Genomic DNA, 22,306 nt, shown 5'->3' on the forward strand with positions numbered 1-22,306 from the left:
AAGAAGCTCGGTCCCGACGCCTGTCGGGACCGAGCTTTTTCTTGTGCTCGATCAGGAAGCTGCTGCTGCCAAACCGGTTTCGAGGTCGGCGAGGATGTCGTCGATTCCTTCGATACCGACCGCGAGGCGGACGAGCCCCGGGGTGACACCCGAAGCGAGCTGCTCCTCGGGGGTGAGCTGCGAGTGCGTCGTCGACGCGGGGTGGATGACGAGTGAGCGAACGTCACCGATGTTGGCGACGTGGCTGTGCAGCGTCAGTGCGTTGACGAACTTCTTGCCTGCATCGACTCCACCGGCGAGCTCGAACGCGACGATAGCGCCGGTTCCCTTGGGAGCCAGCTGCTTTCCACGCTCGTGCCAGGGTGAGGATTCCAGTCCGGCGTACGCGACCGACGTGACTTCGGCGCGGCCCTCGAGGAACTTCGCGACCTTCTGGGCGTTGGACACGTGGCGCTCGATGCGCAGGCTCAGTGTCTCGATGCCCTGCGAGATGAGGAAGGCGTTGAACGGTGCGATGGCCGAGCCGAGGTCGCGCAGAAGCTGAACGCGTGCCTTGAGGGCGTAGGCGGGTGCACCGAGATCGGCGAAGGTGACGCCGTGGTAGCTGGGGTCGGGGGTCGTGAAGTTGGTGTGGCGTCCCTGGGTCCAGTCGAACGTGCCGCCGTCGACGATGACGCCGGCGATCGCGGTGCCGTGTCCACCAAGGTATTTGGTGGCGGAGTGGACGACGATGTCGGCGCCGTGCTTCAGCGGCTGAATGAGGTACGGAGTTGCAACCGTGTTGTCCACGATCAGCGGGATGCCGTGCTCATGGGCGACTGCGCTGATGCCGGGGATGTCGAACACGTCGTTCTTGGGGTTGGAGATGGTTTCGCCGTAGAACGCCTTGGTGTTCGGACGGATTGCCTCACGCCAGTGATCGAGGTTGTCCGGGTCCTCGACGAAGTCGACGGTGATGCCGAGCTTGGGCAGCGTGTAGTGGAAGAGGTTGTACGTGCCGCCGTACAGGCGAGGGCTGGAGACGATGTGGTCCCCGGCCTCGGCGAGGTTGAGGATCGCGAAGGACTCGGCGGCCTGACCGGACGCAACCAGCAGAGCCGCGACTCCGCCTTCGAGAGCGGCGATGCGCTGCTCGACGGCGTCCTGCGTCGGGTTCATGATGCGGGTGTAGATGTTGCCCGGCTCGGCGAGGCCGAAGAGCGCCGCCGCATGGTCGGTGTTGTCGAAGACGTAGCTGGTGGTCTGGTAGATCGGAAGCGCTCGAGCGTTGGTAGCGCTGTCCGGGCCCTGTCCGGCGTGGACCTGCTTGGTTTCGAACGACCAATCGGCGGTCGGATCGGTGTCGACGGGGGTGTTCTCGCTCATGAATTCATACTCCGTGGTGAAGGTGGGTTTGTGCGGGTCAGGCAGTTTCGACGACTGTATGCACTGAGACGGGATTTCGGGTGAGATCGAGTACGGGGCAGTGGGCGTCGACCGTCTCCTGCAACTCGAGGTATCGCTCGCGAGTTTCCGGACCGGTCAGGGTCACCACGACGCGAACCTCGGAGAATCCCGGGCGGACGGCATCGTCGAATCCGAAGAATCCACGAACGTCGAGGTCGCCTTCTGCCCTGGCCGAGATGTCGTCGAGCGCGATACCGAGCTTGTCCGCCCACACACGGTAGGTGACCACCTGGCAGGAGAGCAGGGATGCGAGGTAGTACTCGACGGGATTGGCTGCGGTGTTCTCGCCGCCGAGGGCCGGCGGCTCGTCGACCTCGACGGTGTACTTACCGAGAGAAATGGTGCTGGCAACGGCGTCGTGCGCCTGAGCGGATGCCTTGAAGACGACGTGCGCTTTGCTTGCGTCCTTGTCGATGGCGTCGGCATTGGCTGCTACGACGGAACTCAGGTGCGAGATGGAAGCGGTGGTCATGACAGAAATGTCCCCTGATCTGGGTGTACATACGAGTATCGACGTGAGCGGCGCTCACGTCGTAGGTCCGATCAGTAGATCGGACACCCGGATGTACAGACGTGCGCAAAATCGACATGGCGTCGCCGCGTCAGCAGCGTGCCCGTCTCGTATGCGCCAATTCCCGTCACGGAAGAGACTGTAACCGGTTCACACCCTTTCCGACCAGCCCTATAGGAAATTCGTCTCGGATCGTGGTCGCTCATGTGGGCGGCAGTCCGCTCCACTGCGGCGTCCGACGGCTCGCAAAAGCGTCGAGTCCTTCGGCGATGTCCGGCGATCGGAGCACCGCGTCCTTGGCGTCGTCGGTGATGGTCCATCCGGCAGTATCGGCCTCGGCGTAGAGAGCGTCGATTGCCTTCAGGCTCAGGCTTACCGAGGTCGGAGAGGACTCGCAGATCTCGGCCGCCATCACCAGAGCCTCGTCGAGCGCCTTACCCGGGGCAGTCACTGCATTGACGACGCCGAGATCTTTGGCCCGATCGGGATCGAGAGTGCGCCCGGTGATCAGGAGTTCGCGAGCGACATTGATCGGAAGGGCACGTGGCGCCCGAAAGAGCGCACCGGACGTCGCAACCAGACCGCGTTTGGTTTCGGGCAGACCGAATTGTGCTGTGGCGGAGGCGACGATCAGATCGCAGGCCAATGCGATTTCGAATCCGCCACCCAGCGCGTACCCCTCGACCGCGGCAATCAAAGGCTTGTTTCGCTGACGCCGAATGACGCCGTACTCACCGCCGCGAGGCATGCGAAGGTCGGCTCGCTCTCGGATATCGGTTCCGGCGCAAAAGATGTTGGGGGTTCCGGTGATGATGCCGACCCACAGCGCAGGGTCGTCGTCGAGAAGGTTCAGTGCGGCTTCGATGCCCTCGGCAGTTTCACGATTGATCGCATTACGACGTTCTTCGCGTTCGATCCTGACGATGAGAACGCGGTCGTGGCGTTCTGTGGAAACAGGCGACATAATTGGACTGTAGTCCATCTATCGAAGGGGTGGTGCGTCAACTGGCGAGACCGACATTGGACACATTCCGGACTGTGGCGAAGACTGTGTCCTGAGGCGGAGAAAGGCAGGTCGACGTGATTTCCAAACGAGAACAGAACAAGCGCGATACCAACGACAGGTTGCTCTTAGCTGCTCGAATTCTGTTCTCGGCAAAGGGTTTCGCCAGCACGACCGTTGACGACATCGCCGAGCGAGCCGAGGTGTCGCGAGCCACCTTCTTCAATTACTTCCAGGGCAAGGACTCGGTTCTCGAGGCGCTGCACAGTGATCATCTCGATCAGCTTGCGGCACTGGTGGATCAGCTCATGGAATCTCCGATGCCGACCTCTGATCGGATCTCCCGGATTTTTCAGGACTTTGCGCAACAAGCGATCATGCATCCGCGCTATCTGCGCATGGTGACTGCAGAACTCGAGCGCGACTTCGCCTCCTCCGGAGCGGGGGCGGCACACGATCATCGGTTCCATGTGGAACTTCTGCGGATCGTCACTGCCGGTATCGAAGCCGGCGAAGTGAGATCGGACTACCCGCCGCTGTTTCTCGCGCAGATGATCGGCGGTACGTACGGAGCGTTGGTCCGCTTCTGGCGGCAAGACGCCGATTACGACGTGGTCGGCGAATTCGATCGCGGTGCCAGGTACGTCGCGGAAGGCATCGCTGCTCGCTGAGTCGACTCAGGACGTGGTGCCGGCTCAGGGTGTGGGCACTACCATGGGCAGCATCTGCTGGACGCTCTCCGAAAGATAGTTCGCGGCAGTCTGATCACCGGACAGGTGGCGAAGAAGACTCTGCTGGAACAGGCCGTCGAAGATCGCGTACATCGCCGGCGAGGTGACCGAGGGCTCCACGTCGAGAAGCTCGGAATAGCGAGAGACGATGCGCCAGATCATGTTTTCGAGACTCTCGTCGATCGCGGCCACGTCGGTTCGGAACGACTCCTCGAACATCGACTGCGCGCGCAGGTCGTACCAGAGGCGGTGCATCGTCGGCTCGTCGATCATGGTCTCGGCGAGCAGCGCGCCGAAACCCGTTTTCAGTTCCTCCGGCGTCTGAGCGGTGGCGACGATGCCGTCGTAGCGGGTGACGCAGCGTGCCTTGTAGTGGCGCACGCAGTGGGTGATGAGATCGACCTTGTCGCTGAAGTAGTAGTGCAGGACGCCGTGTGAGAACTCCGAATTCTGGGCGATTTCGCGCAGGCTCGTGCGTGCGTAGCCCAGTTCGGCCAGCGTTTGCAGTGCGGCCTCGGCCAGTTGATCACGTCGCTCGGAGAATTTGTCGACCTGACGACGTGACACCTTGTCTGCGTTGGACCGCTTCTCCGAAGAGACAGGAACCGCCTTTTTTCCTGCCCCACTTGGCTTCTCGACTGTCGTGGTCACGATGGCACGTCCTGTTCCCTGCGATTTCCACAGCGGCACGATCGCCGCGTCCGAATCAGTGTAACCCCTGGTCTTTGACGAGCGTGTAACAAAATCTTGACAGTCGTCAAGATTTCTCTTGACACTCGTCCAAAGTTGAATACTCTGTGACTCACACCACTTGGCAGCGTCGCTGTGAACGGTGGCATCGCGAGAGTCGTTTCAGTCATGGAGGCAGTCGAAAATGAGCGTGTTTGATCTCGAGGGACGAAAAGCGCTGGTCACAGGTGGTGCCAAGGGGCTCGGAGCCGGAATGGCTGAGGCGTTGGCGAAGGCGGGGGCGTCGGTGATGATCGGCGATGTTCTCGAAGACGAAGGTCGTGCCACCGCAGAGGCCGTTGGTTCGGGCGGAGTCAAAACCGGGTTCGTAAAGCTGGACGTCACCGACGACGCCAACTGGGAAGAGGCAGTCGCCGCCACCGCGGAGACTCTCGGCGGCTTCGACATCCTCGTCAACAACGCAGGCATCGAGATTTCCTCGCTGGTGGTTGACCTCGATCCGGGCGACATCCGCCGTATGTGTGAGGTCAACATCCTCGGAACAGCGCTCGGAACTAAACACGGACTGCGCAGCATGCGTCCGGGTGGCGTAGCCGGAACCGGCGGCTCCATCATCAACATCTCTTCAGTGGCCGCAACCATTCCGTTTCCCGGGATAAGTGGATACTCCGCGACCAAGTCCGCGGTCGATCGCTTCACCAGAGTTGCCGCCGCCGAGTCGGGCAAGCTCGGCTACGGAGTCCGCGTCAACTGCATCTACCCGGGCCTCGTCGCCACGGAGATGGGTCTCGGACTCGCGGCGGACATGGAGAAGCTCGGCCTGTGGCCCAGTGCCGAAGCGGCAGTCGGCGACGTCATCGGTCTCACCCCGCTCGGCCGCCTCGGTGAAGTGAACGACATGGCTGACGCCGTGGTGTTCTTGTCCTCCGACGCCGCGCGATTCATCACCGGAATCGGCCTACCGGTCGACGGTGGCATGGGCATGTAACTCGCCCTCCCCATTCGCACGTACACCCTCCTCACGTCTTCGAAAGGTTCCACGAACATGTCCGAAAAGAAGCCAGTCATCGTCTACGGCGTCTCCGGGTACACCGGCCGTCTGGTGTGTGAATACCTGCGCGAGTTCAACATCCCGTTCATCGCAGCCGGTCGCGACGCCGCTCGCATCCAAGAGGTCCTCGACAAGATCCCCGGTTTGGACACCGTCGATCACGAGGTCGTCGAGGTCGAGCACACCGTCGAGGCGCTCACTGAACTGTTCACCGGCGCACAGGTTGTCAGCAACATGGTCGGGCCGTTCATCAAGCTTGGCGGCACCGTCGTCGAGGCTGCGTTGAATGCCGGTTGCCACTACATGGACACCACCGGTGAGCAGGACTGGGTACTCGACGTCCAGGAGAAATTCGGCGACAAGTACCAGGAGAAGGGTCTGCTTCTCTCGCCCGGTATCGCGCAGATGTACACCACCGGTGAGATCGCGGCCAACATCGCACTGGAAACGCCGGGTCTCGATACGCTCGACATTCTCGTGCTGTGGAAGGGATTTCCCACCTATGCCTCCACTCAGACGATCTTCACCATCCTCAAAGCGAACTGGTACTACCTCGAGCAGAACAAGTACGTGCAGTGGGCGCCCGGCCAGACTTTCGACGTCGTCGTTCCTGGCCAGCACGAAACTGCGCTTGCATTGCCGTGGGGCGGAACTTGCCACCCCGTGTGGTTCAAGAACGATCCGCGAGTTTCCAACGTCAAGGCTGCGGGCGGGGTGTTCGACCGCACCGTGATGGAAGGTGTTGTCGCGACACAGAAGATCGTGGAGGAGCAGATCAAGACCCTGCCCGCCGACGAGCAGGAAGCCGCCTTGGCCGAGATCGCCGGTTCGGTTCAGGCGGGTATGCCCCCTCGTGAAAATCCGCGCATCAACACCTCACTCGACTCCGTCTACGCGTCGGGTCCGCTGGGTCGCTCGCACGTCGTGATTCACGGAAACTGCAACTACAAGCAGACGGGCCTCCTGCACGCCTATGCAGCGCATTCGTTGCTTCAGCAGGCGCCCAAGCGGACCGGGCTTGCCTCGGCCTGCCAGGCGTTCGGCCATCGCGAACTGCTTGGCGCGCTACGTAGTTTCGGGCTGGCTCTGGAGCCGGAAGTAATCATCAACGCCTAGCTCGTCGCCCTCGTCATCATGTTCACGGCTCCCGGCGTGCATCGCGCCGGGAGCCCCGCCCTGGAGGCTCCCCATGCGTTTGACCGACTATCTCGACAAGGGAGCCTCTCTTGGTTCCACCGCACCGTGTTTGACGATGGGGGAGCGCACTCTCTCCTACAGCGAGGTGCAACAGTTCAGCCGACGCTTCGCAGCTTCGCTCGCTGCTTCGGGCATCGCGGCGGGCGAGAAGGTCGCGATTTTGTCCGGCAATGACCCGATCTCGTTCTCCTGCGTATTCGGTATCAGTAGGGCTGGCGCGGTCTGGTGCCCGATCAACCCCCGCAACGAAGCTGCGGAGAACCGAGACCTGTTGGATCTGTTCGATTGTCGCGCTCTGTTCTTCCAGAAGTCCTATGCGCCGCTCGTCGACCAGATCAAGGACGCGCTTCCACAGTTGGTGACGCTCGTCTGTATCGACGGCGAATGGGATTCGGCACAGTCCCTCGAAAGCTGGCTCGGGGAAGAAGAACTCGATGTCGCGGCGCCCGACGACGTCACCATGCTGGTCGGTACCGGTGGTACGACGGGCCGCCCCAAAGGCGTGATGTTGACCGGGCACAACATCGAGACGATGACTGCAATCACTTTGATGAGTTATCCATTCGAGGGGCGCCCGGTGTATCTGGCGTTGGCGCCGTTGACTCACGCCGCCGGTGTTTTGTGCTTCCCGATCATGGCCCTCGGCGGCGAAGTGGTGATCATGCCGAAGCCCGATCTCGGGTACTTCCTCGCGAACGTTCAGAAGCACAAGGTGACTCACACCTTCCTGCCGCCGACGCTCATCTACATGTTGCTCGAGCACGAGGACCTCGCGGTAACGGATCGTAGCTCGCTGCAGTGTTTCTGGTACGGCGCGGCACCGATCTCCCCGACCAGGCTAGAGGAGGCGATCGACAAGATCGGACCGGTCATGGCTCAGCTGTTCGGGCAGAGCGAAGCCCCCATGATGATCTCGACGATGTCACCGAAGGAGCACTTCGGCCCGGACGGCACTGTCGCAACGTCGCGACTCTCGTCGGCGGGTCGACCGTCGCCGCTGGTGACCGTGGGGATCATGGACGACAAAGGCGCGCTGCTCGGACGTGGCGAGCGTGGTGAGGTGGTGATTCGCAGTTCGTTGGTGATGGCGGGTTATTACAAGAACCCCGACGCAACGGCGGAAGCGTCAGCCCACGGCTGGCATCACACCGGCGACATCGGGTACCTGGACGAGGACAATTTCCTGTTCATCGTCGATCGTGCGAAGGACATGATCATCACCGGCGGTTTCAACGTCTATTCGGTCGAGGTGGAGCAGGCCCTCATGGCGTACCCGGGGATTCAGGACTGCGGAGTGATCGGGTTGCCGGACGACAAGTGGGGCGAACGTGTTGTGGCAGTGGTGCAGCCACACCTCGGCGCAGACATCGACGGCGCCGAGGTGATGGCTTTCGTGAAGTCTCGCATCGGAAGTGTGAAGACTCCGAAGCAAGTCATCGTCTGGGACGATCTACCTCGCTCCAAGGTCGGCAAAGTTCTCAAGAACGAGATCAAGAGCGAGCTGACTGGCTGAGATCACGACTCGCACACCACGTCTTCGGCGGGCAGTGAGCCGTCGAGCAGGTACGAGTTGACGGCGGCGTTCGCGCAAGTATTCGCGTAGCCCGGGAACACCGCATGAGTGCGGCCTGGAACTGTCACGAGCCGTGAGCCTTTCATCGCTTCATGCATGCCGAGGCCTTCGTCGTACGTCGTGCGGGTGTCACCGGTTGCCTGGATCTGCAATGCCGGAACGTTGTTGTCGATGTCGATCCGCTTCGGGGCCTCACTGCGCCAGAACGCGCAGGGCATGATCGTGTTGTGCGTGCCGGCGAAGATCGGCTGATCAGCACGGTGCTCCTCCAACTTGTTGCGATACCACGCGGGATCGCTCGGCATCGACACGTCTCCGCAGACAATGGCGATTGTTCCGGCATAGTCAGGGCCGGTCCCCAATTCGGTCTGGAACCACGCCTGCATCAGTCCCGTCAGCTGGGGATGGATGTCCTCGACGGTCTTGCCTGCGGCGAGTTCGCGCAACTGAACCAATACCTGCGCGAATGCCTCGCTTTCCTTTTCGGTGTCCCCGGTTCCGTTGACGTACATCAGGAATGGAAGGACGTGATCGTCGACGGCGTAGTCACCGATCTGAATCGGAGTGGTGGCAGCGTCCGAGATCAGCTTCTCGATGAGGGCGCGAACTTCGGCGGGCGTCGATCCGAGTGCATAGGTGGAATTGCGTTCTGCTGCCCACTGTGAGAATCCGTCGATCGCTTTCTCATTGGCCGGGCCCATGTCCTGGAACATCTCGTATCCGTATTTCTTCGGGTCCGGTGCGCTGTCGAGAACCACACGGTCGATCCTGTCTGGGAACATTTGAGCATAGGTCGCACCAAGGTATGTGCCGTACGACCACCCGAAGTACGACGCCTTCTCCTGGTCGAGGGCACCACGAATCACGTCGAGGTCGCGGGCGATGTTCTGAGTATTGATGTGCGGCAGATAGTCCGGGTACTTGTCCCAGCATGTGTCAGCGGCCTCGCGTGCGAGCGCAACACTTTCGTTCCACCCTTCCTCTGTGGTACCCGGTGAACGCATCCATGTCATCTGCTCGACGCCGCAGTCGATCGGCGTGCTCTTGCCGAGCCCTCGGGTGTCCATGCCGATGACGTCGTATGCCGCTGCGACTTCCGGTGTCATCCCGGCATTCAGAATCTCGGGCAATCCCAGTCCTCGGCCACCCGGGCCACCAGGGTTGGTGAGCAAGATCCCGCGTCGCTGTGCGGGGTCGGTGGACGCGACCCGCGAGATCGCCACTTCGATCGTCTTGCCGTCAGGGGCGGAATAGTCCAAAGGTACTGTGACCATGGCGCAGTCACTTGCCGTCGATGTTCCGGTGTCTGTGGCGCATGGCCCCCATTCGACATCCTGGTCGTAGAACGCGCTGAGATACGATTGTGGATCTTCCTGCGGAGCAGCAGGATCCGAGCACGCCGCCAGTGCAGGTACTGCGAGTGCGGCGGCGGCGATTGTGGTAGCCAGCCACTTTCGTGGTCGAGGCGTGCGTGATCTGGGCATGATGGATCCAGTCATTGTCGTGTCGTGTCCTTGTTTCGAGCCCATTTTCGGGCAGCGTTGATCACCCCACTTCCGATGTGGGGATTCAGTGGCGGAGTTTCAGGGTCGAGACTGGCGGGCAGCGAACTCGGCCGCTACAGCCTTCGCGAATCTTTCCTGGGTCGGGGTTCTTCGATCTGCTTGGTGCTCGCGCAGCACCGCTACCAACCGGGTGGGTGAAGGGCGTTCCGGTGCGGCCTGTTCAGGAAGCACTCTCTCGGTGAAATCGCAGAACTGAATGGCAAGGGCCGCAATCGTGTCGGCGTCCGCAGGAGCGTCGGTGAGGGCGCACATGCGAGTAATCAATTCGATTGCCTGCTTGCGGTTCGGCGTCGCCAACGCCCGGCGGTGTGCGCTCAGGAGTGAATCGCAGACTTCGGGATCACCCCCGGAGACGGTGAGCGCGAGGATCAGGAGTTCGCGCTCGTTGTCGATCCACGCTGTCGGTGCACCGGCAACGACATACTGTGCGAGCACTTCCGAAAACGCGTCGGGTAGTTCGGGATCGGCGTTGCGGCGTAGCGACTCGATGTGAGCACGTTGAACCGCGATCTGTTCGGCCTTGGCTGCCAGTTCCTTGTCGAGTGCGTCGAGTGCGGACCGGGTGTCGTGAGCGTCGCCGTCGAGCAGTTCGGCGATCTTGGCAACAGGAATCCCCAGATCGCGCAGGCGGCGGATGCGGCTCAGTCGTGCCAGGTCCACCGCCCGGTACATGCGGTAGCCGTTGGGTTGGCGTTGTGGTTCTTCGAGAAGCCCGTTCGAGTGGTAGTAGCGCACGGATCTGACGGTGGTGCCGGCCAGATTCGCCAGCTCGCCGATGGTCATCATCGCCTCGCCCTCCCGTTTGTCGATTCGGATTTCGTCTGTGGAAACCATTCTCCAACCCTGACGCGGCGTCAGGGTCAAGGTGCGCGCCGGAGAACGTGACCGTTGACACGTTAAGGACATGGCCTTAATCTGGATTTTGTCCGTTACGACATCGTCGATTCCGAGGAAGTGCCTTGATGGCTACCCTTTTGCCTGCGGCAACGATCTTTCCGATCCCCACCGATCCGCTTGCTGCCTATGGTCCACTTGTCGCTCGCCGGAATCCCGAGTCCGTAGTTCCGGCGCCGTACGAACACTTTGCGGTCAAGGCGGTCACGCCGACGATCGGAGCGGAAATCTCCGGCATTCGACTCGGTGGGGACCTGTCTGATGCCGTGATTGCGGAACTTCGCCGCGCTCTCCTCGAATGGAAAGTCCTCTTCTTTCGGGATCAGGACCTCGGCCGAGCAGAACATCGAGCTTTTGCCGAGCGTTGGGGCGATCTCGAACAGCATCCGTTCTTCAAGTACACGCAGCCAGGGCAGACGGACGTCGATGTCACGACGCTGGCCAAGGATGCGATGGTCGGCGGCGTCGAGAACAACTGGCACAACGACGTGACGTGGCACGAGTTTCCTTCGTTTGCCGCCGTACTTCGTGCAGTCGAGGTGCCAGAGGTGGGTGGTGACACGTTGTGGGCTGACACCGCTGCTGCCTACGATCTGCTTCCGGAAGACGTCAGGAAGCGTATCGACCCGCTTGTTGCAGAACATGATTGGATCAACTCGTTCGGTAGGTCGATGCCGGCGGATGCGGTCGAGATGTTGCGTCCGAAGTTCCCCGCGGTGGAGCATCCGGTGGTTCGGGTCATTCCGGAAAGCGGCAGGCGGGTGTTGTTCGTCAACATGACCTTCACGCAACGGATCTTGGGTGTATCCGAAGAGGAATCGAACGAACTTCTCACGATGCTGTATCGCCACGTCAATCGTCCGGAATTCCAGGTCCGACTGAAGTGGGAGCCGAATACTGTTGCCTTCTGGGACAATCGGACCTGCCAGCATTACGCGGCCAGTGACTACTTCCCGGCTCGTCGTGTGATGGATCGAATCTCGATTGTCGGCGATCGGCCCGTGGGCGTCGGGGGCTGATACGGCGCTCAGCGCTTCACGATGTCTACTACGAACAGTAGTAACGCACCTCACATATTTTTTCGACGCCTTGTCGATATGATTTCGACAAGGCGTCGATAAAAGTCGGCGTAACTCGCACCGACGACTTTGGAGCTTCCCGAATGTTCCTCGCCCTGCGTGAACTGTGGTTTGCGCGAAATCGATTCCTCTTGATGGGCGCCGTGGTTGCCCTCATCTCGATCCTGATGGTGATCCTGTCCGGCCTCTCGTCCGGCCTGGTCAATGATGGTGTGTCCGCTTTGCAACGGACACCGATCCAGGCATTCGCCTTCGCTCCGGACACGAAGGCAGACTCTGCTTTTTCACGGTCGGTCGTCACCGAAGAGCAGGCGCAGGCATGGCGCGCGCAACCGGATGTCCAAGACGCCGAGCTCTTCGGCAACATGATCGTCAATGCAAAAACTCGCAGTGGTACGCCTGTCGATCTCACGCTCTTCGGCATCGAACCTGGCTCCTTCCTCGAGCCCGTCACCGCCGACGGGAGGGGACTGCAAGCCGACACGGACATCATCGTCAGCTCTACTTTCCGCGACGACGGTGTTGCGATCGGTGACACCGTGATACTCGATCGACTCGGTACGGAGCTGACAGTTGTCGGATTCACCGAAGACAAGCGCACTTTCGGTCACGTCGACGTCGCCTACCTGCCCCTGCGTACCTGGCAGGAGGTTCACACCGGTGCCAAGATCGGCGAAACCGCCAACGCCAGTGCCTATTCCGAAGCGAGTGTCGTTGCGATTCGGGGCCTGGACGATGTAGTGCCGGACCTCGTGTCGGGAGATGCGGCGGCGGGAACGTCCGCAAAGACGCTCGAGGAATCTTTCGACTCCTCACCGGGCTTCTCCGCGGAAATGATGACAATGTCGATGATCAAGGCGTTTCTGTACGCGATCTCCGCACTGGTCGTCGGCGCATTCTTCAGTATCTGGACAGTTCAGCGTGGTCGCGAACTCGCAGTGTTGCGTGCGATGGGAGCCTCCACCGGCTTCCTGCTTCGCGACGGCATGGCACAGGCACTGGTAGTGCTGCTTGGTTCCATCGGCATCGGTGTGTTGCTGGGCTTGGGGCTCGGCTCGGGACTCGAAGGCGGTGGGATGCCGTTCGCTCTGGAGTCCGGCCCTGTCGTCAACGGCGCAGTGCTCTTGGCGGTACTCGGGCTGATCGGCGCAGCCGTTTCCATCGTCCGCGTTACGCGTGTCAACCCGCTCACCGCATTGGGGGAAAACCGATGACCACAGTCGAAAAAACCACTACCGGACTGGTATTGACCGCTGTCAGTCTTCGATTCGGTGACGGTGACTTCACAGTGCTCGCCCTCGACAACGTGGACCTCGAGGTCGCGGGCGGCGAACTCGTCGCGATCGTCGGGCCGTCAGGGGCTGGAAAGTCGAGCTTGCTCGCTGTGGCAGGCGGACTCGGTCGGCCGTCGAGTGGAACGATTGTCATCGACGGCGTCGACGTGTCGGCGATGCCGGCCCGTGCATTGGCCAAACTTCGACGAGACAAGGTCGGCTTCGTCTTTCAATCCGGCAATCTGATTCCAGCGCTGACGGCGCGCGATCAGCTTCGGCTGATTCCCAAGCTCACGGGGCGGCCGGGGCGCGATCCCGAGGAATTGCTCGACTCGGTCGGTATGAGCCACCGTGCGGATCGTCGACCTGGTCAACTCTCCGGCGGCGAACGACAGCGCGTCGGTATCGCTCGGGCATTGATGAGCAATCCCTCGCTACTGCTCGTCGACGAGCCGACGGCTGCTCTCGACCGAAAACGTAGCCATGAGGTGGTTGAACTGCTCTCGCGCGAAACTCACGAGGCCGGCGTCGCTACGATCATGGTGACCCACGATCACGACGTGCTCGGGCACTGCGACCGCATCCTCGAAATGGTTGACGGTCGATTGCGTCAGAGCGAGTAAGCCCGCAAGGGGACTGGAGGAGATTCGGTGCCGAGGATCGATGCCCCCACTGTGGTCGAGCATCGTGCTGCTCAGCGCCGTGCCCTCCTCGACGCTGCACACGCTCTTCTGTCCGAGACCCCGGACCGGCCGCCGGGGCTCGGTGAGGTGGCAGCGAAGGCCGGGCTCGCCAGGTCGAGTGCCTACCACTACTTCCGGTCCCGAGAAGATCTCCTCAGTGCCGTCGTCGAAGACATGTTCCCGCGCTGGAACGACAAGATCGTCGAGGCGATGGCAGGCGCAGACGATCCGGTATGGGCGTACGTCGAGGCAAACCTCCAACTGGTAGCCGACGGGGAGCATGCGATAGTCGGAGCGCTGGCGACGCTGACCCCGCAAACGTTTCGAGATTCGCGGATCATGGAAATGCACGACAGTCTTGTGCTTCCGCTTGTCGAGGCCCTTCGCCTCCGTGGCGTGTCGGACCCGAAGCTCACCGCCAAGTTGATCAACTCGCTGGTGCATACGGGTACTGAACTGATCGAATCCGGTTGCAGCATGGACGAAGTCAGGTCCGCCGTGCGTGAGGTCCTCGCGTGAATGGCAGCCTCAGGCCGTAATCAGATCCATCCGAAGGTACTCGGTGATGCGGAGCAGCCTCGGGGGTTGGGAGACGTCTGAGGAAAGTGCTTGAAATGCTTCGTCTTTCGCGACGAGGCGCGGGGCGCCGAGGCTCACCTCCGTCTCGTCGACCGACAGTCGAGCGCTCCCCGCTTTCAAGACGTTCTGCACCCAGTCCGAGCCTGATCCGTACACCAGAATGAAGACGTAGCCACCCTCGACCGGATAGGCGTCGAGAGGTGTCCGGTAGGTCGTGCCGGATGTGCGTCCGACGTGTGTCAGTATCGGCCATTTCCCGCTCGAGATCGCGCGAGGATTGAACACTCGCTTGTTGACGTGTCCCCACCATCTCGGCATCGGCATTGCGGTCTCCCTTCGCGAGCGCCTTACGAACGTAAGGCTGGCTTACACCTGTAAGGGTGACTTACGGATGTAAGGTTGTCAACGTATTCGTTCCTCGGAGGGGAGTCTGTGTGTCACGGCAGCCGCGACAGTCGCTGAACAGGACTCGCGTAATCGAGGGTGCGATCCGCGTTGCCGACGCGGGTGGTGTCGAGGCCGTCACGATGCGACGGGTGGCCCAGGAGTTGGGCATCGAGGCGATGTCGCTCTACCACCACGTGCCCAACAAAGATGCGATTCTCGACGGCCTCGTCGATGCGGTCTTCGAGGCGATCGACCTACCCGACGGCGAGTGTGCGGATTGGCGAGATGCAATCCGTGGACGCGCCTTTTCCGCTCGCACAGTCCTGTCGCAGCACCGTTGGGCTCTCGGTTTGCTGGATTCGCGACGCAACCCTGGCTCGGCGACCCTGCGTCATCTCGACGCTGTGCTCGGAGTCCTCCGGAAGGCCGGGTTCACGCTGCCGATGGCCGCCCACGGAGCCTCGCTGATCGACAGTTACATCGGCGGATATGTTCTCCAGGAGGCGAATCTGCCGATCAGCGGGCCCGTCGACGTCGAAGAAGTTGCGAGTGACATCCTCGAGCACCTTCCGGCTGGAGAGTTGCCCTTCCTTCACGAGATGATCGTCGATCACGGTCTGAGTCCGGCTTACGACCACACGAGTGAGTTCGCCTACGGTCTCGATCTCATCCTCGATGCGCTGGAGGCGCGCCGATCCTAGCGCCGAACCGGCACGTGCTTGGTGACTATCCGGTGGATCAGGCGAGCAGCGGTCCGGGCAGTGCGATTGTCGATGTCGAGGCTCGGGTTCAGTTCGGCGACATCGAGAACCGCGAGTTTTCCGCTGGATGTGACTCGATCACATACGTATTGGATTGTTTCCAGGCTGACGCCGTAGGCCGCGGGTGCGCTGACGCCCGGCGCCACGGCGGCGGGAAGCACGTCGAGGTCGATGGTCAGGTAGACCAGATCGACGTCGTCGAGGAAGTCTGCGAGGAACTGATCCACGACGCCTCGACCGATCACTCCGCATTCTTCGTCGAGCAGATAGCGAACGCCAAGGCGGTGAGCCGTGTCGAACAGAGCAGTGGTGTTGCTCGGTTGGCTGATTCCGATCACGCTGTACTGATGTGAGGTGCCTGCCGCGGCTTCGTCCTCGGCGATCTGACGAAAAGGCGTGCCGGAACTGGGGATCGGGTCGCCACGTAGATCGAAGTGCGCATCCAAGTTGAGGATTCCGAGTTTGGCTCCGGCTGTTCGCAACTCGGAGCCCGCGACGCCGAGGTATGTACCGTAGGCGATTTCGTGTCCTCCCCCGAGAACCACGGGGAAGTGTCCCGAATCGAGCGCGGCACTGACGGCGTTCCCGAGTGCGGACTGACCGGCCTCGAGTTCTTCACCCGACACGGCAACGGTTCCCGCGTCCTGAATCTGCAGTGGTTCGGCCAGCGCCATGGAGGCCAACCCCGCTCGCAATGCGTCCGGGCCATCCGCGGCGCCGCGGCGGCCGTTGTTGCGGCGGACTCCTTCGTCGCTGGAGAATCCGATCAGAACACAGTCGCCGGGAGCTGTTTCGGCTGAATACGGTTGCACGGCATGATGCCACCGCAGATGCTCGGCAGTGGTGCCGTCCGAGCGCCCGGTCCACGGCTTGGGTTCGATGTCGACTGCGATCTGATTTGCCACGACGGCCTCCCGGTGAGTGTATTTCAGTAGCTTGTGGCGAGTGCGCCGTTTTTCCAGACCTCGCGCACCAGTGGCACGCCCGGGCGGTAGGCGAGGTGGAGGTACGACGGTGCATCGAGCGCGATGGCGTCGGCACGTGTTCCGAGAGAAAGGGTTCCGACGTCGGTGCGCTGCAGCGCCCGAGCGCCACCTGCAGTGGCTGCCCAGACTGCCTCAGCGGGCGTCATGTGCATGTCTCGCACCGCAATTGCGATGCAGAACGGAAGGCTCGTGGTGTAACAGGTACCGGGATTGCAGTCGGCGCCCAGAGCTACGGTGACTCCGGCGTCGAGCAGTGCGCGTGCGTCGGGGTACTTGTTGCGGGTGGAGAAGTCGGCGCCGGGCAACAGTGTTGCGACGGTGGAACTCTGAGCCAGGGCGTCGATGTCCTCGGCGGTGACGTACGTGACGTGGTCGACGGACGCTGCTCCCATCTCGACGGCGAGCTGAACTCCTGGCCCTTCGCCGAGCTGATTGCCGTGGACGCGGGGGATCAGTCCGGCGGCTACGCCTGCGCTCAGGACTGCATGAGCCTGTTCGCGGTTGAATGCTCCTCGCTCGCAGAAGACATCGATCCACTTTGCGTGTGGCGCACAGGCAGGGATCATCTCGTCGCACGCCATGGCGACGTAATCATCGGCGCGGCCGGCATATTCGGGTGGTGGAACATGGGCGGCCAGCAGTGTGACCTCGTCGGTGAACTGTCCGGCGATCAGTGCGCTGCGTAGTTCGCTCTCGGTGTTCTGCCCGTACCCGGTCTTGCATTCGACGGTTGTGCTGCCCGAGCGCAGGGATTCGTCGAGTAGGCGCCGAACATTGGCCTGCAATTGTTCGTCGGTGGCCGAGCGCGTCGCTTCGATGGTGTTGCGAATGCCGCCGGCGGCGTACTTCTCGCCCGCCATGCGAGCTGCGAATTCCTCGGCCCGCTCGCCACCGAACACCAGGTGCGAGTGACTCTCCACGAAACCGGGGAGCAGGGCCCGACCGCCGATATCCTGACCGATATCGGCAGCCGGGGCGTCGGCGGAATCGCCGACCCAAGCAACAACGCCGTCGTCGAAAACGATTGCCGCGTCGTGTCGTACGCCGAGCTTGCCCTCACCCAGAGTCGGGTCATTGGTGACGAGGGTTCCGATGTTGGTCAGAACTGTGGTTCGAGAACCATTCGTGGTCAATGTAATTCCTAACTCAGTGTGAGGTGGTGGAGCTGTTTCAGTTCTCGGTCATCGGGATACGGACGCCGCGCGTGGCCGCCGTGTCGATGGCGTGGTCGTATCCTGCATCCGCATGCCGGATGACGCCCATCCCGGGATCGTTGGTGAGAACCGCTTCGAGCTTCTTGGCTGCGAGTTCGGTGCCGTCGGCGATGCACACCTGTCCCGCGTGGATGGAGCGTCCCATACCGACGCCGCCGCCTTGGTGAAGTGAAACCCACGAAGCGCCGGACGCGGTGTTGACCAGGGCGTTGAGCAGCGGCCAGTCGGCGATCGCGTCGGACCCGTCGATCATCGATTCGGTTTCGCGGTACGGCGAGGCGACCGATCCCGAGTCGAGGTGATCGCGGCCGATGGCGATCGGCGCGGACAGTTCGCCCGAGGCGACCATCTCGTTGAACTTGAGGCCCGCGAGGTGGCGCTCACCGTATCCGAGCCAGCAGATGCGGGCCGGAAGGCCCTCGAAGGCAACCTTTTCGCCTGCCATGGTGATCCAGCGACGCAGGTGCTCGTTCTCGGGGAAGAGTTCGAGGATGGCCTTGTCGGTGGCCTCGATGTCCTTGGGATCACCGGAGAGAGCTGCCCAGCGGAAGGGGCCGAGACCTTCTTCGAAGAGCGGGCGGATGTAGGCCGGAACGAATCCGGGGAAGTCGAAAGCGCGGTCGTAGCCGGCCTTGCGGGCCTCGTCACGGATGGAGTTGCCGTAGTCGAACACCTCGGCGCCGGCGTCCATGAATCCGACCATGGCCTTGACGTGCGCGGCCATCGCGTTGCGGGAATCTTCGGTGAACTTCTGCGGATCCTTCTCCGACATGATCTTCATGTCGGGGAAGTCGATCCCGATCGGCAGGTAGGCGAGGGGATCGTGCGCCGAGGTCTGGTCGGTCACGATGTCGATGGGGGCCTTCATCTCCAGTAGCGCCGGGAAGATCTCTGCCGCATTGCCTTCGAGGCCGATGGAGAGCGGCTTCTTGGCGTCGCGTGCCGCTGTCGCCAGTTCGAGCGCGTGCTCGATGCTGTCGGCCTTGGTGTCGAGGTACTTGTGGGCGATACGACGGTCGATGCGGGTGATGTCGCAGTCGACGCAGATCGCGACGCCGTCGTTCATGGTGACGGCGAGAGGCTGGGCGCCGCCCATTCCGCCGAGACCTGCAGTGAGCGTGATCGTTCCGGCGAGCGATCCGTTGTAGCGCTTCTTCGCAATGGCGCCGAAGGTCTCGTAGGTGCCCTGCAGGATTCCCTGGGTGCCGATGTAGATCCAAGAGCCTGCGGTCATCTGGCCGTACATGGTCAGGCCGAGGTCTTCGAGACGGCGGAACTCTTCCCAGTTCGCCCAGTCACCGACGAGGTTGGAGTTGGCGATCAGCACTCGCGGTGCCCACTCGTTGGTGCGGAAGACACCGACCGGCTTGCCGGACTGCACCAGCATGGTCTCGTCGTTCTTCAGCGTCTTCAGTGTGGCGACCATGGCGTCGAATGCCGCCCAACTACGTGCTGCGCGACCGGTTCCGCCGTAGACGACGAGGCTGTCCGGGTGCTCGGCAACATCGGGGTCGAGGTTGTTCATGAGCATGCGCAGGGCGCCCTCCTGCTGCCAACCGAGCGTCGTGAGCTCGGGGCCGCGGGGAGCACGGACGGGGCGCGGCTCGTGGCCGGGGGTGCTGATTTCCATGGTGTTCTCCTTGCTTAACTGAAGTTCGAAAGATGTTGGGGGATCAGACGCGAGAGTCGGTCATCGCGGTGTGATCGGGGTAGATCATCGATGTAGGCGGATTGCTGGTGCGCTTGGCGAGCGGGTAGTAGATCAGGCCGGTGAACACGATGCCGACGATCCAGGAGATGTCGGCGCCGCCGAGCATGTCCGTGACGGGGCCGGTGTACATCTTCTGGGCGAGGAACGGGATCTGGGCGAGAACGCCGGCGGCGTAGCAAGCCAATGCGGTGAAGTTCCATGCTCCGTATCGACCGTTGACGTCGTAGAGCGCCGGAATGTCGATGCGCTCCTTGGAGATCAGGTAGTAGTCGATCAGATTGATCGCACTCCACGGCGTGAACACCATCAGCAATACCAGGACGAAGTTCTTGAAGTTGTCCAGGAAGTCGGCGCTGGCGGCGATCGCGATCAACACCGAGACGGCGGTGAAACCGAGGATGTAGAGGGTGCGCGCGGTGCTCGAGATTCGCGACTGGCCGTTGAAGGCTGTGACGGTGGTCAGGATCGACATGAATCCGCCGTACGCGTTGAGCACGTTCACCGTCAGCTTGCCGACCAGGATGACGAAGTAGATCAGGAAGGCGATGGCAGCGGGTCCGGCCAGATCTCCCATGAAGCCGACCTGGTTACCCAGGAACGCGTCGCCGGCGCAGGCCGCGACGAGGGCGCCGAAGGTCATGGACCACTGTGATCCGATGACGCTACCGAGGAACGTCGACCAGAAGGTAGTGCTCTCGGAGGTGCTGCGCGGCAGGTAACGCGAGTAGTCGGCGACGTACGGGCCGAACGTGAGCTGCCAACCGGCGCCCAGCGAGATCGCGAGCAGGAAGGTGACGATGTCGAAGCCCTTGATACCGACGTACGAGGCGACGTCGTACTCGAGGAACAGTCGAACGGCCAGGTAGGAGAATCCGACGATGCCCACGACGGTGGCGATCCTGCCGACGATGTGGATCAGCTTGTAGCCGGTGACCGCGACGAATGCGGTGAGGAGACCGAAGACGACGATGCCGACGGTGGGGCTGTCGATGTGCAGGATCTTGTTGACGGCTTGGCCGGCCAACACGGTGCCGGTGGCAGCGAAGCCGAGGTACATCAGGATGACGAGAACAAGCGGTACGACGGCTCCCTTGACGCCGAACTGGGCGCGACTCGAGATCATCTGGGGGAGGCCCATGCGCGGGCCCTGTGCGGAGTGAAGCGCCATGACAGCGCCACCGAAGATGTTGCCGATCAGAAGTCCGACGATTGCCCAGATGGCGTCCGCGCCGAATACGACGGCGAGAGCACCGTCGACGATTGCCGTGATCTGCATGTTGGCGCCGAACCAGAGAGTGAACTGGCTGCGCGGGGTGCCGTGTCGTTCTGCATCCGGGACGACGTCGATAGTGCGTCGTTCCGGAGTGAGGATGACCTCGGCTGGTCCATCGTGAGTCATAGGCCTGTCTTTCTGCTGCGAGCCCGTCGAGCGACGGAATCGACGTCGGGGTATTGCCCACCTTCTTCGTGCTTGGTGCTTTGCGCCTGGTGCTCTGTGCGCTGGGTCACTGTCACTGCGGATAAATGTATATGCCTGTATATACAGGCGTCAATACCTGAAACCCGATTTCGCGTAAATGCTGTGTAACACCGCTCGAGAATCAGAAACCCTTACCAGGGTTGAGGATTCCGAGTGGATCGAACGCGGCCTTGATCGATCGGTGCAGTTGCATGCTGTCCTCACCGAGCTCGAGAGAGAGCCAGCGACGCTTCAGAACGCCGACGCCGTGCTCTCCGGTCAGAGTTCCGCCGAGTTCGAGAGCACGCCGGAAGACCTCGTCCGCGGCGGTCCACACGGCTTCGGGGACCGAGCCGTCGGCTGTGCGGTCGAAGACGAAGGTCGGATGGACGTTGCCGTCACCCGCGTGCGCGACGGTCATGATCTTGACCGAGTACTCGGCGGCCGCCCGGTCGATACTTTCGAGCATGTCGGGCAGTTTCGACCGCGGAACCCCGACGTCTTCCACCAGACATTGCCCGAGTCGTTCGGATGCCGGATAGGCGAGTCGGCGAATCTCGAGTAGCTGTGCGGCTTCTGCTGCGTCCTGTGAGACGGCGACAAAATCGGCGCCAGCCTGCTCGAAGTGTTTCTGCATCGCCGCGGCTGCTGCGTCGGCATCGACCCCATCGGCCTGTGCGATCAGCATCGCGGCAGTGTTGTCTTCCAACCCGATTCGTTTCCAGTCGTCGACTGCGCGAAGGGTTGCTCGATCGATCAGCTCCAGCAGGCTCGGCCCGATCCCGTCGCGAACGACCGCGGCAACCGCGTCCGCTGCGGAGCGGAGAGAATCGAAACTGCCGACGACGGTGACCGGTGCTCTCTTGGGCTTGGGCTGCAACTTGAGCGTGGCACTCGTGACGACTCCGAGTGTTCCTTCCGAACCGACGAGAAGACTGGTCAAGTCGTATCCCGCAACACCTTTGACGGTCCTTCGGCCTGTCCGCACGATCCGACCGTCGGCGAGCACAACCTCGAGACCCAGGACTGAATCGCGGGTGACGCCGTACTTCACGCAACGCAGCCCGCCGGCGTTGGTGGCGATGTTTCCGCCGATCGTGGAGATCTCGAAGCTGCTCGGATCGGGGGCGTACATCAGCCCGTACTCGTCTGCTACTCGACTGATGTCAGCGTTGATCACCCCGGCTTCCACGACAGCCAGCTGATCGTCCGGATTGACCTCGAGAATCGAGCGCATGCGAGTGGTCGAGATGACTAGGCAGCCCTCGACGGCTGCCCCGCCACCCGCCAAACCGGTCCCCGCACCGCGGGTTACCACCGGGACACGGTGAGCAGTAGCCCATTTCAGAGCCTCGGAAATGTCGGCCGCAGTTTCAGCGAGCATGACGGCTGCCGGATGGCCGGGTTCGGCGAGATGGGCCTCGTCGCGACGGTACGAGTCCATTACCGCCGGGTCGGTGATCAGGCGACTCGAACCGATCGACCGAGCGAGTTCGTGGACGGACATTCTTT

The 22,306-nt window shown here is 62.0% G+C and carries 21 protein-coding genes; 9 read left to right on the forward strand and 12 right to left on the reverse strand.

Going from position 1 to position 22,306, the window contains the following annotated elements:
- Window positions 1-51 precede the first annotated feature (51 nt).
- The 3 genes from R4P70_RS04165 to R4P70_RS04175 form a co-directional block, all read right to left on the reverse strand.
- Entirely contained in the window at window positions 52-1,365 is a 1,314-nt protein-coding gene (locus R4P70_RS04165) for a bifunctional o-acetylhomoserine/o-acetylserine sulfhydrylase (RefSeq protein ID WP_019745377.1), read from the reverse strand.
- A 37-nt stretch (window positions 1,366-1,402) separates the two neighbouring features.
- On the reverse strand, window positions 1,403-1,918 hold the full coding sequence (locus R4P70_RS04170) for an OsmC family protein (protein ID WP_070795651.1): 516 nt from the start codon (window positions 1,916-1,918) through the stop codon (window positions 1,403-1,405).
- 241 nt (window positions 1,919-2,159) lie between these two features.
- Complete coding sequence (locus tag R4P70_RS04175) at window positions 2,160-2,921, reverse strand: enoyl-CoA hydratase-related protein (RefSeq protein WP_069145572.1); 762 nt, start codon at window positions 2,919-2,921, stop codon at window positions 2,160-2,162.
- A gap of 116 nt (window positions 2,922-3,037) precedes the next feature.
- Here R4P70_RS04175 and R4P70_RS04180 point away from each other — a divergent pair, with 116 nt between their 5' ends.
- Window positions 3,038-3,631, forward strand: a complete 594-nt coding sequence (locus R4P70_RS04180) for a TetR/AcrR family transcriptional regulator (RefSeq protein WP_019745374.1) — start codon at window positions 3,038-3,040, stop codon at window positions 3,629-3,631.
- 24 nt (window positions 3,632-3,655) lie between these two features.
- Here R4P70_RS04180 and R4P70_RS04185 read toward each other — a convergent pair whose 3' ends face one another.
- Window positions 3,656-4,258, reverse strand: coding sequence for a TetR/AcrR family transcriptional regulator (locus R4P70_RS04185; protein ID WP_371326914.1), 603 nt, complete (start codon window positions 4,256-4,258; stop codon window positions 3,656-3,658).
- Between the two features lie 307 nt (window positions 4,259-4,565).
- On the opposite strand from R4P70_RS04185, the gene R4P70_RS04190 reads away from it, so the two are divergent.
- The 3 genes from R4P70_RS04190 to R4P70_RS04200 all read left to right on the forward strand — a co-directional run bounded on the left by R4P70_RS04190 (window position 4,566) and on the right by R4P70_RS04200 (window position 8,142).
- Window positions 4,566-5,369, forward strand: a complete 804-nt coding sequence (locus tag R4P70_RS04190) for an SDR family NAD(P)-dependent oxidoreductase (RefSeq protein WP_019745372.1) — start codon at window positions 4,566-4,568, stop codon at window positions 5,367-5,369.
- Window positions 5,370-5,426: 57 nt separating this feature from the next.
- Entirely contained in the window at window positions 5,427-6,548 is a 1,122-nt protein-coding gene (locus R4P70_RS04195; protein ID WP_317830438.1) for a DUF5938 domain-containing protein, read from the forward strand.
- Between the two features lie 73 nt (window positions 6,549-6,621).
- Window positions 6,622-8,142, forward strand: a complete 1,521-nt coding sequence (locus tag R4P70_RS04200) for an AMP-binding protein (RefSeq protein ID WP_020909196.1) — start codon at window positions 6,622-6,624, stop codon at window positions 8,140-8,142.
- Between the two features lie 2 nt (window positions 8,143-8,144).
- On the opposite strand, the gene R4P70_RS04205 is transcribed toward R4P70_RS04200, so the two are convergent.
- Both R4P70_RS04205 and R4P70_RS04210 read right to left on the reverse strand, forming a co-directional pair.
- A complete protein-coding gene (locus R4P70_RS04205; RefSeq protein ID WP_317830439.1) occupies window positions 8,145-9,686 on the reverse strand; it encodes an alpha/beta fold hydrolase in 1,542 nt (513 codons plus the stop codon).
- Window positions 9,687-9,785: 99 nt separating this feature from the next.
- The gene (locus tag R4P70_RS04210; protein ID WP_229756669.1) at window positions 9,786-10,601 is read right to left on the reverse strand and encodes a MerR family transcriptional regulator; all 816 of its coding nucleotides are present in this window, start codon (window positions 10,599-10,601) and stop codon (window positions 9,786-9,788) included.
- A gap of 128 nt (window positions 10,602-10,729) precedes the next feature.
- On the opposite strand from R4P70_RS04210, the gene R4P70_RS04215 reads away from it, so the two are divergent.
- The 4 genes from R4P70_RS04215 to R4P70_RS04230 all read left to right on the forward strand — a co-directional run bounded on the left by R4P70_RS04215 (window position 10,730) and on the right by R4P70_RS04230 (window position 14,216).
- Window positions 10,730-11,680, forward strand: coding sequence for a TauD/TfdA dioxygenase family protein (locus R4P70_RS04215; RefSeq protein ID WP_069145575.1), 951 nt, complete (start codon window positions 10,730-10,732; stop codon window positions 11,678-11,680).
- Between the two features lie 143 nt (window positions 11,681-11,823).
- The gene (locus R4P70_RS04220) at window positions 11,824-12,954 is read left to right on the forward strand and encodes an ABC transporter permease (protein WP_317830440.1); all 1,131 of its coding nucleotides are present in this window, start codon (window positions 11,824-11,826) and stop codon (window positions 12,952-12,954) included.
- On the forward strand, window positions 12,951-13,637 hold the full coding sequence (locus R4P70_RS04225; protein ID WP_317830441.1) for an ABC transporter ATP-binding protein: 687 nt from the start codon (window positions 12,951-12,953) through the stop codon (window positions 13,635-13,637). Before R4P70_RS04220 ends, R4P70_RS04225 begins: the two co-directional genes overlap by 4 nt.
- Window positions 13,638-13,664: 27 nt before the next feature.
- A complete protein-coding gene (locus R4P70_RS04230) occupies window positions 13,665-14,216 on the forward strand; it encodes a TetR/AcrR family transcriptional regulator (RefSeq protein ID WP_021331952.1) in 552 nt (183 codons plus the stop codon).
- A 9-nt stretch (window positions 14,217-14,225) separates the two neighbouring features.
- Here the strand turns inward: R4P70_RS04230 and R4P70_RS04235 are convergent, their stop codons facing one another.
- Complete coding sequence (locus tag R4P70_RS04235) at window positions 14,226-14,600, reverse strand: nitroreductase family deazaflavin-dependent oxidoreductase (RefSeq protein ID WP_019745356.1); 375 nt, start codon at window positions 14,598-14,600, stop codon at window positions 14,226-14,228.
- Window positions 14,601-14,710: 110 nt separating this feature from the next.
- Here R4P70_RS04235 and R4P70_RS04240 point away from each other — a divergent pair, with 110 nt between their 5' ends.
- A complete protein-coding gene (locus R4P70_RS04240) occupies window positions 14,711-15,364 on the forward strand; it encodes a TetR/AcrR family transcriptional regulator (protein ID WP_317830442.1) in 654 nt (217 codons plus the stop codon).
- Here the strand turns inward: R4P70_RS04240 and hutG are convergent.
- The 5 genes from hutG to R4P70_RS04265 form a co-directional block, all read right to left on the reverse strand.
- Window positions 15,361-16,329: a formimidoylglutamase gene (gene hutG, locus R4P70_RS04245; protein WP_317830443.1), complete on the reverse strand. Its 969-nt coding sequence runs from the start codon at window positions 16,327-16,329 to the stop codon at window positions 15,361-15,363. The two genes, R4P70_RS04240 and hutG, sit on opposite strands and share 4 nt — an antisense overlap.
- Window positions 16,330-16,352: 23 nt before the next feature.
- Window positions 16,353-17,543, reverse strand: a complete 1,191-nt coding sequence (gene hutI, locus R4P70_RS04250; RefSeq protein WP_029256288.1) for an imidazolonepropionase — start codon at window positions 17,541-17,543, stop codon at window positions 16,353-16,355.
- Between the two features lie 37 nt (window positions 17,544-17,580).
- Window positions 17,581-19,254, reverse strand: a complete 1,674-nt coding sequence (gene hutU, locus R4P70_RS04255) for a urocanate hydratase (protein WP_019745352.1) — start codon at window positions 19,252-19,254, stop codon at window positions 17,581-17,583.
- Between the two features lie 43 nt (window positions 19,255-19,297).
- The gene (locus tag R4P70_RS04260) at window positions 19,298-20,734 is read right to left on the reverse strand and encodes a purine-cytosine permease family protein (RefSeq protein ID WP_019745351.1); all 1,437 of its coding nucleotides are present in this window, start codon (window positions 20,732-20,734) and stop codon (window positions 19,298-19,300) included.
- Between the two features lie 202 nt (window positions 20,735-20,936).
- Window positions 20,937-22,301: an FAD-binding oxidoreductase gene (locus tag R4P70_RS04265; protein WP_317830444.1), complete on the reverse strand. Its 1,365-nt coding sequence runs from the start codon at window positions 22,299-22,301 to the stop codon at window positions 20,937-20,939.
- Between the last annotated feature and the right edge of the window lie 5 nt (window positions 22,302-22,306).

It is taken from the genome of Rhodococcus sp. IEGM 1241, assembly GCF_033142365.1.
Lineage (GTDB): Bacteria > Actinomycetota > Actinomycetes > Mycobacteriales > Mycobacteriaceae > Rhodococcus_F > Rhodococcus_F erythropolis.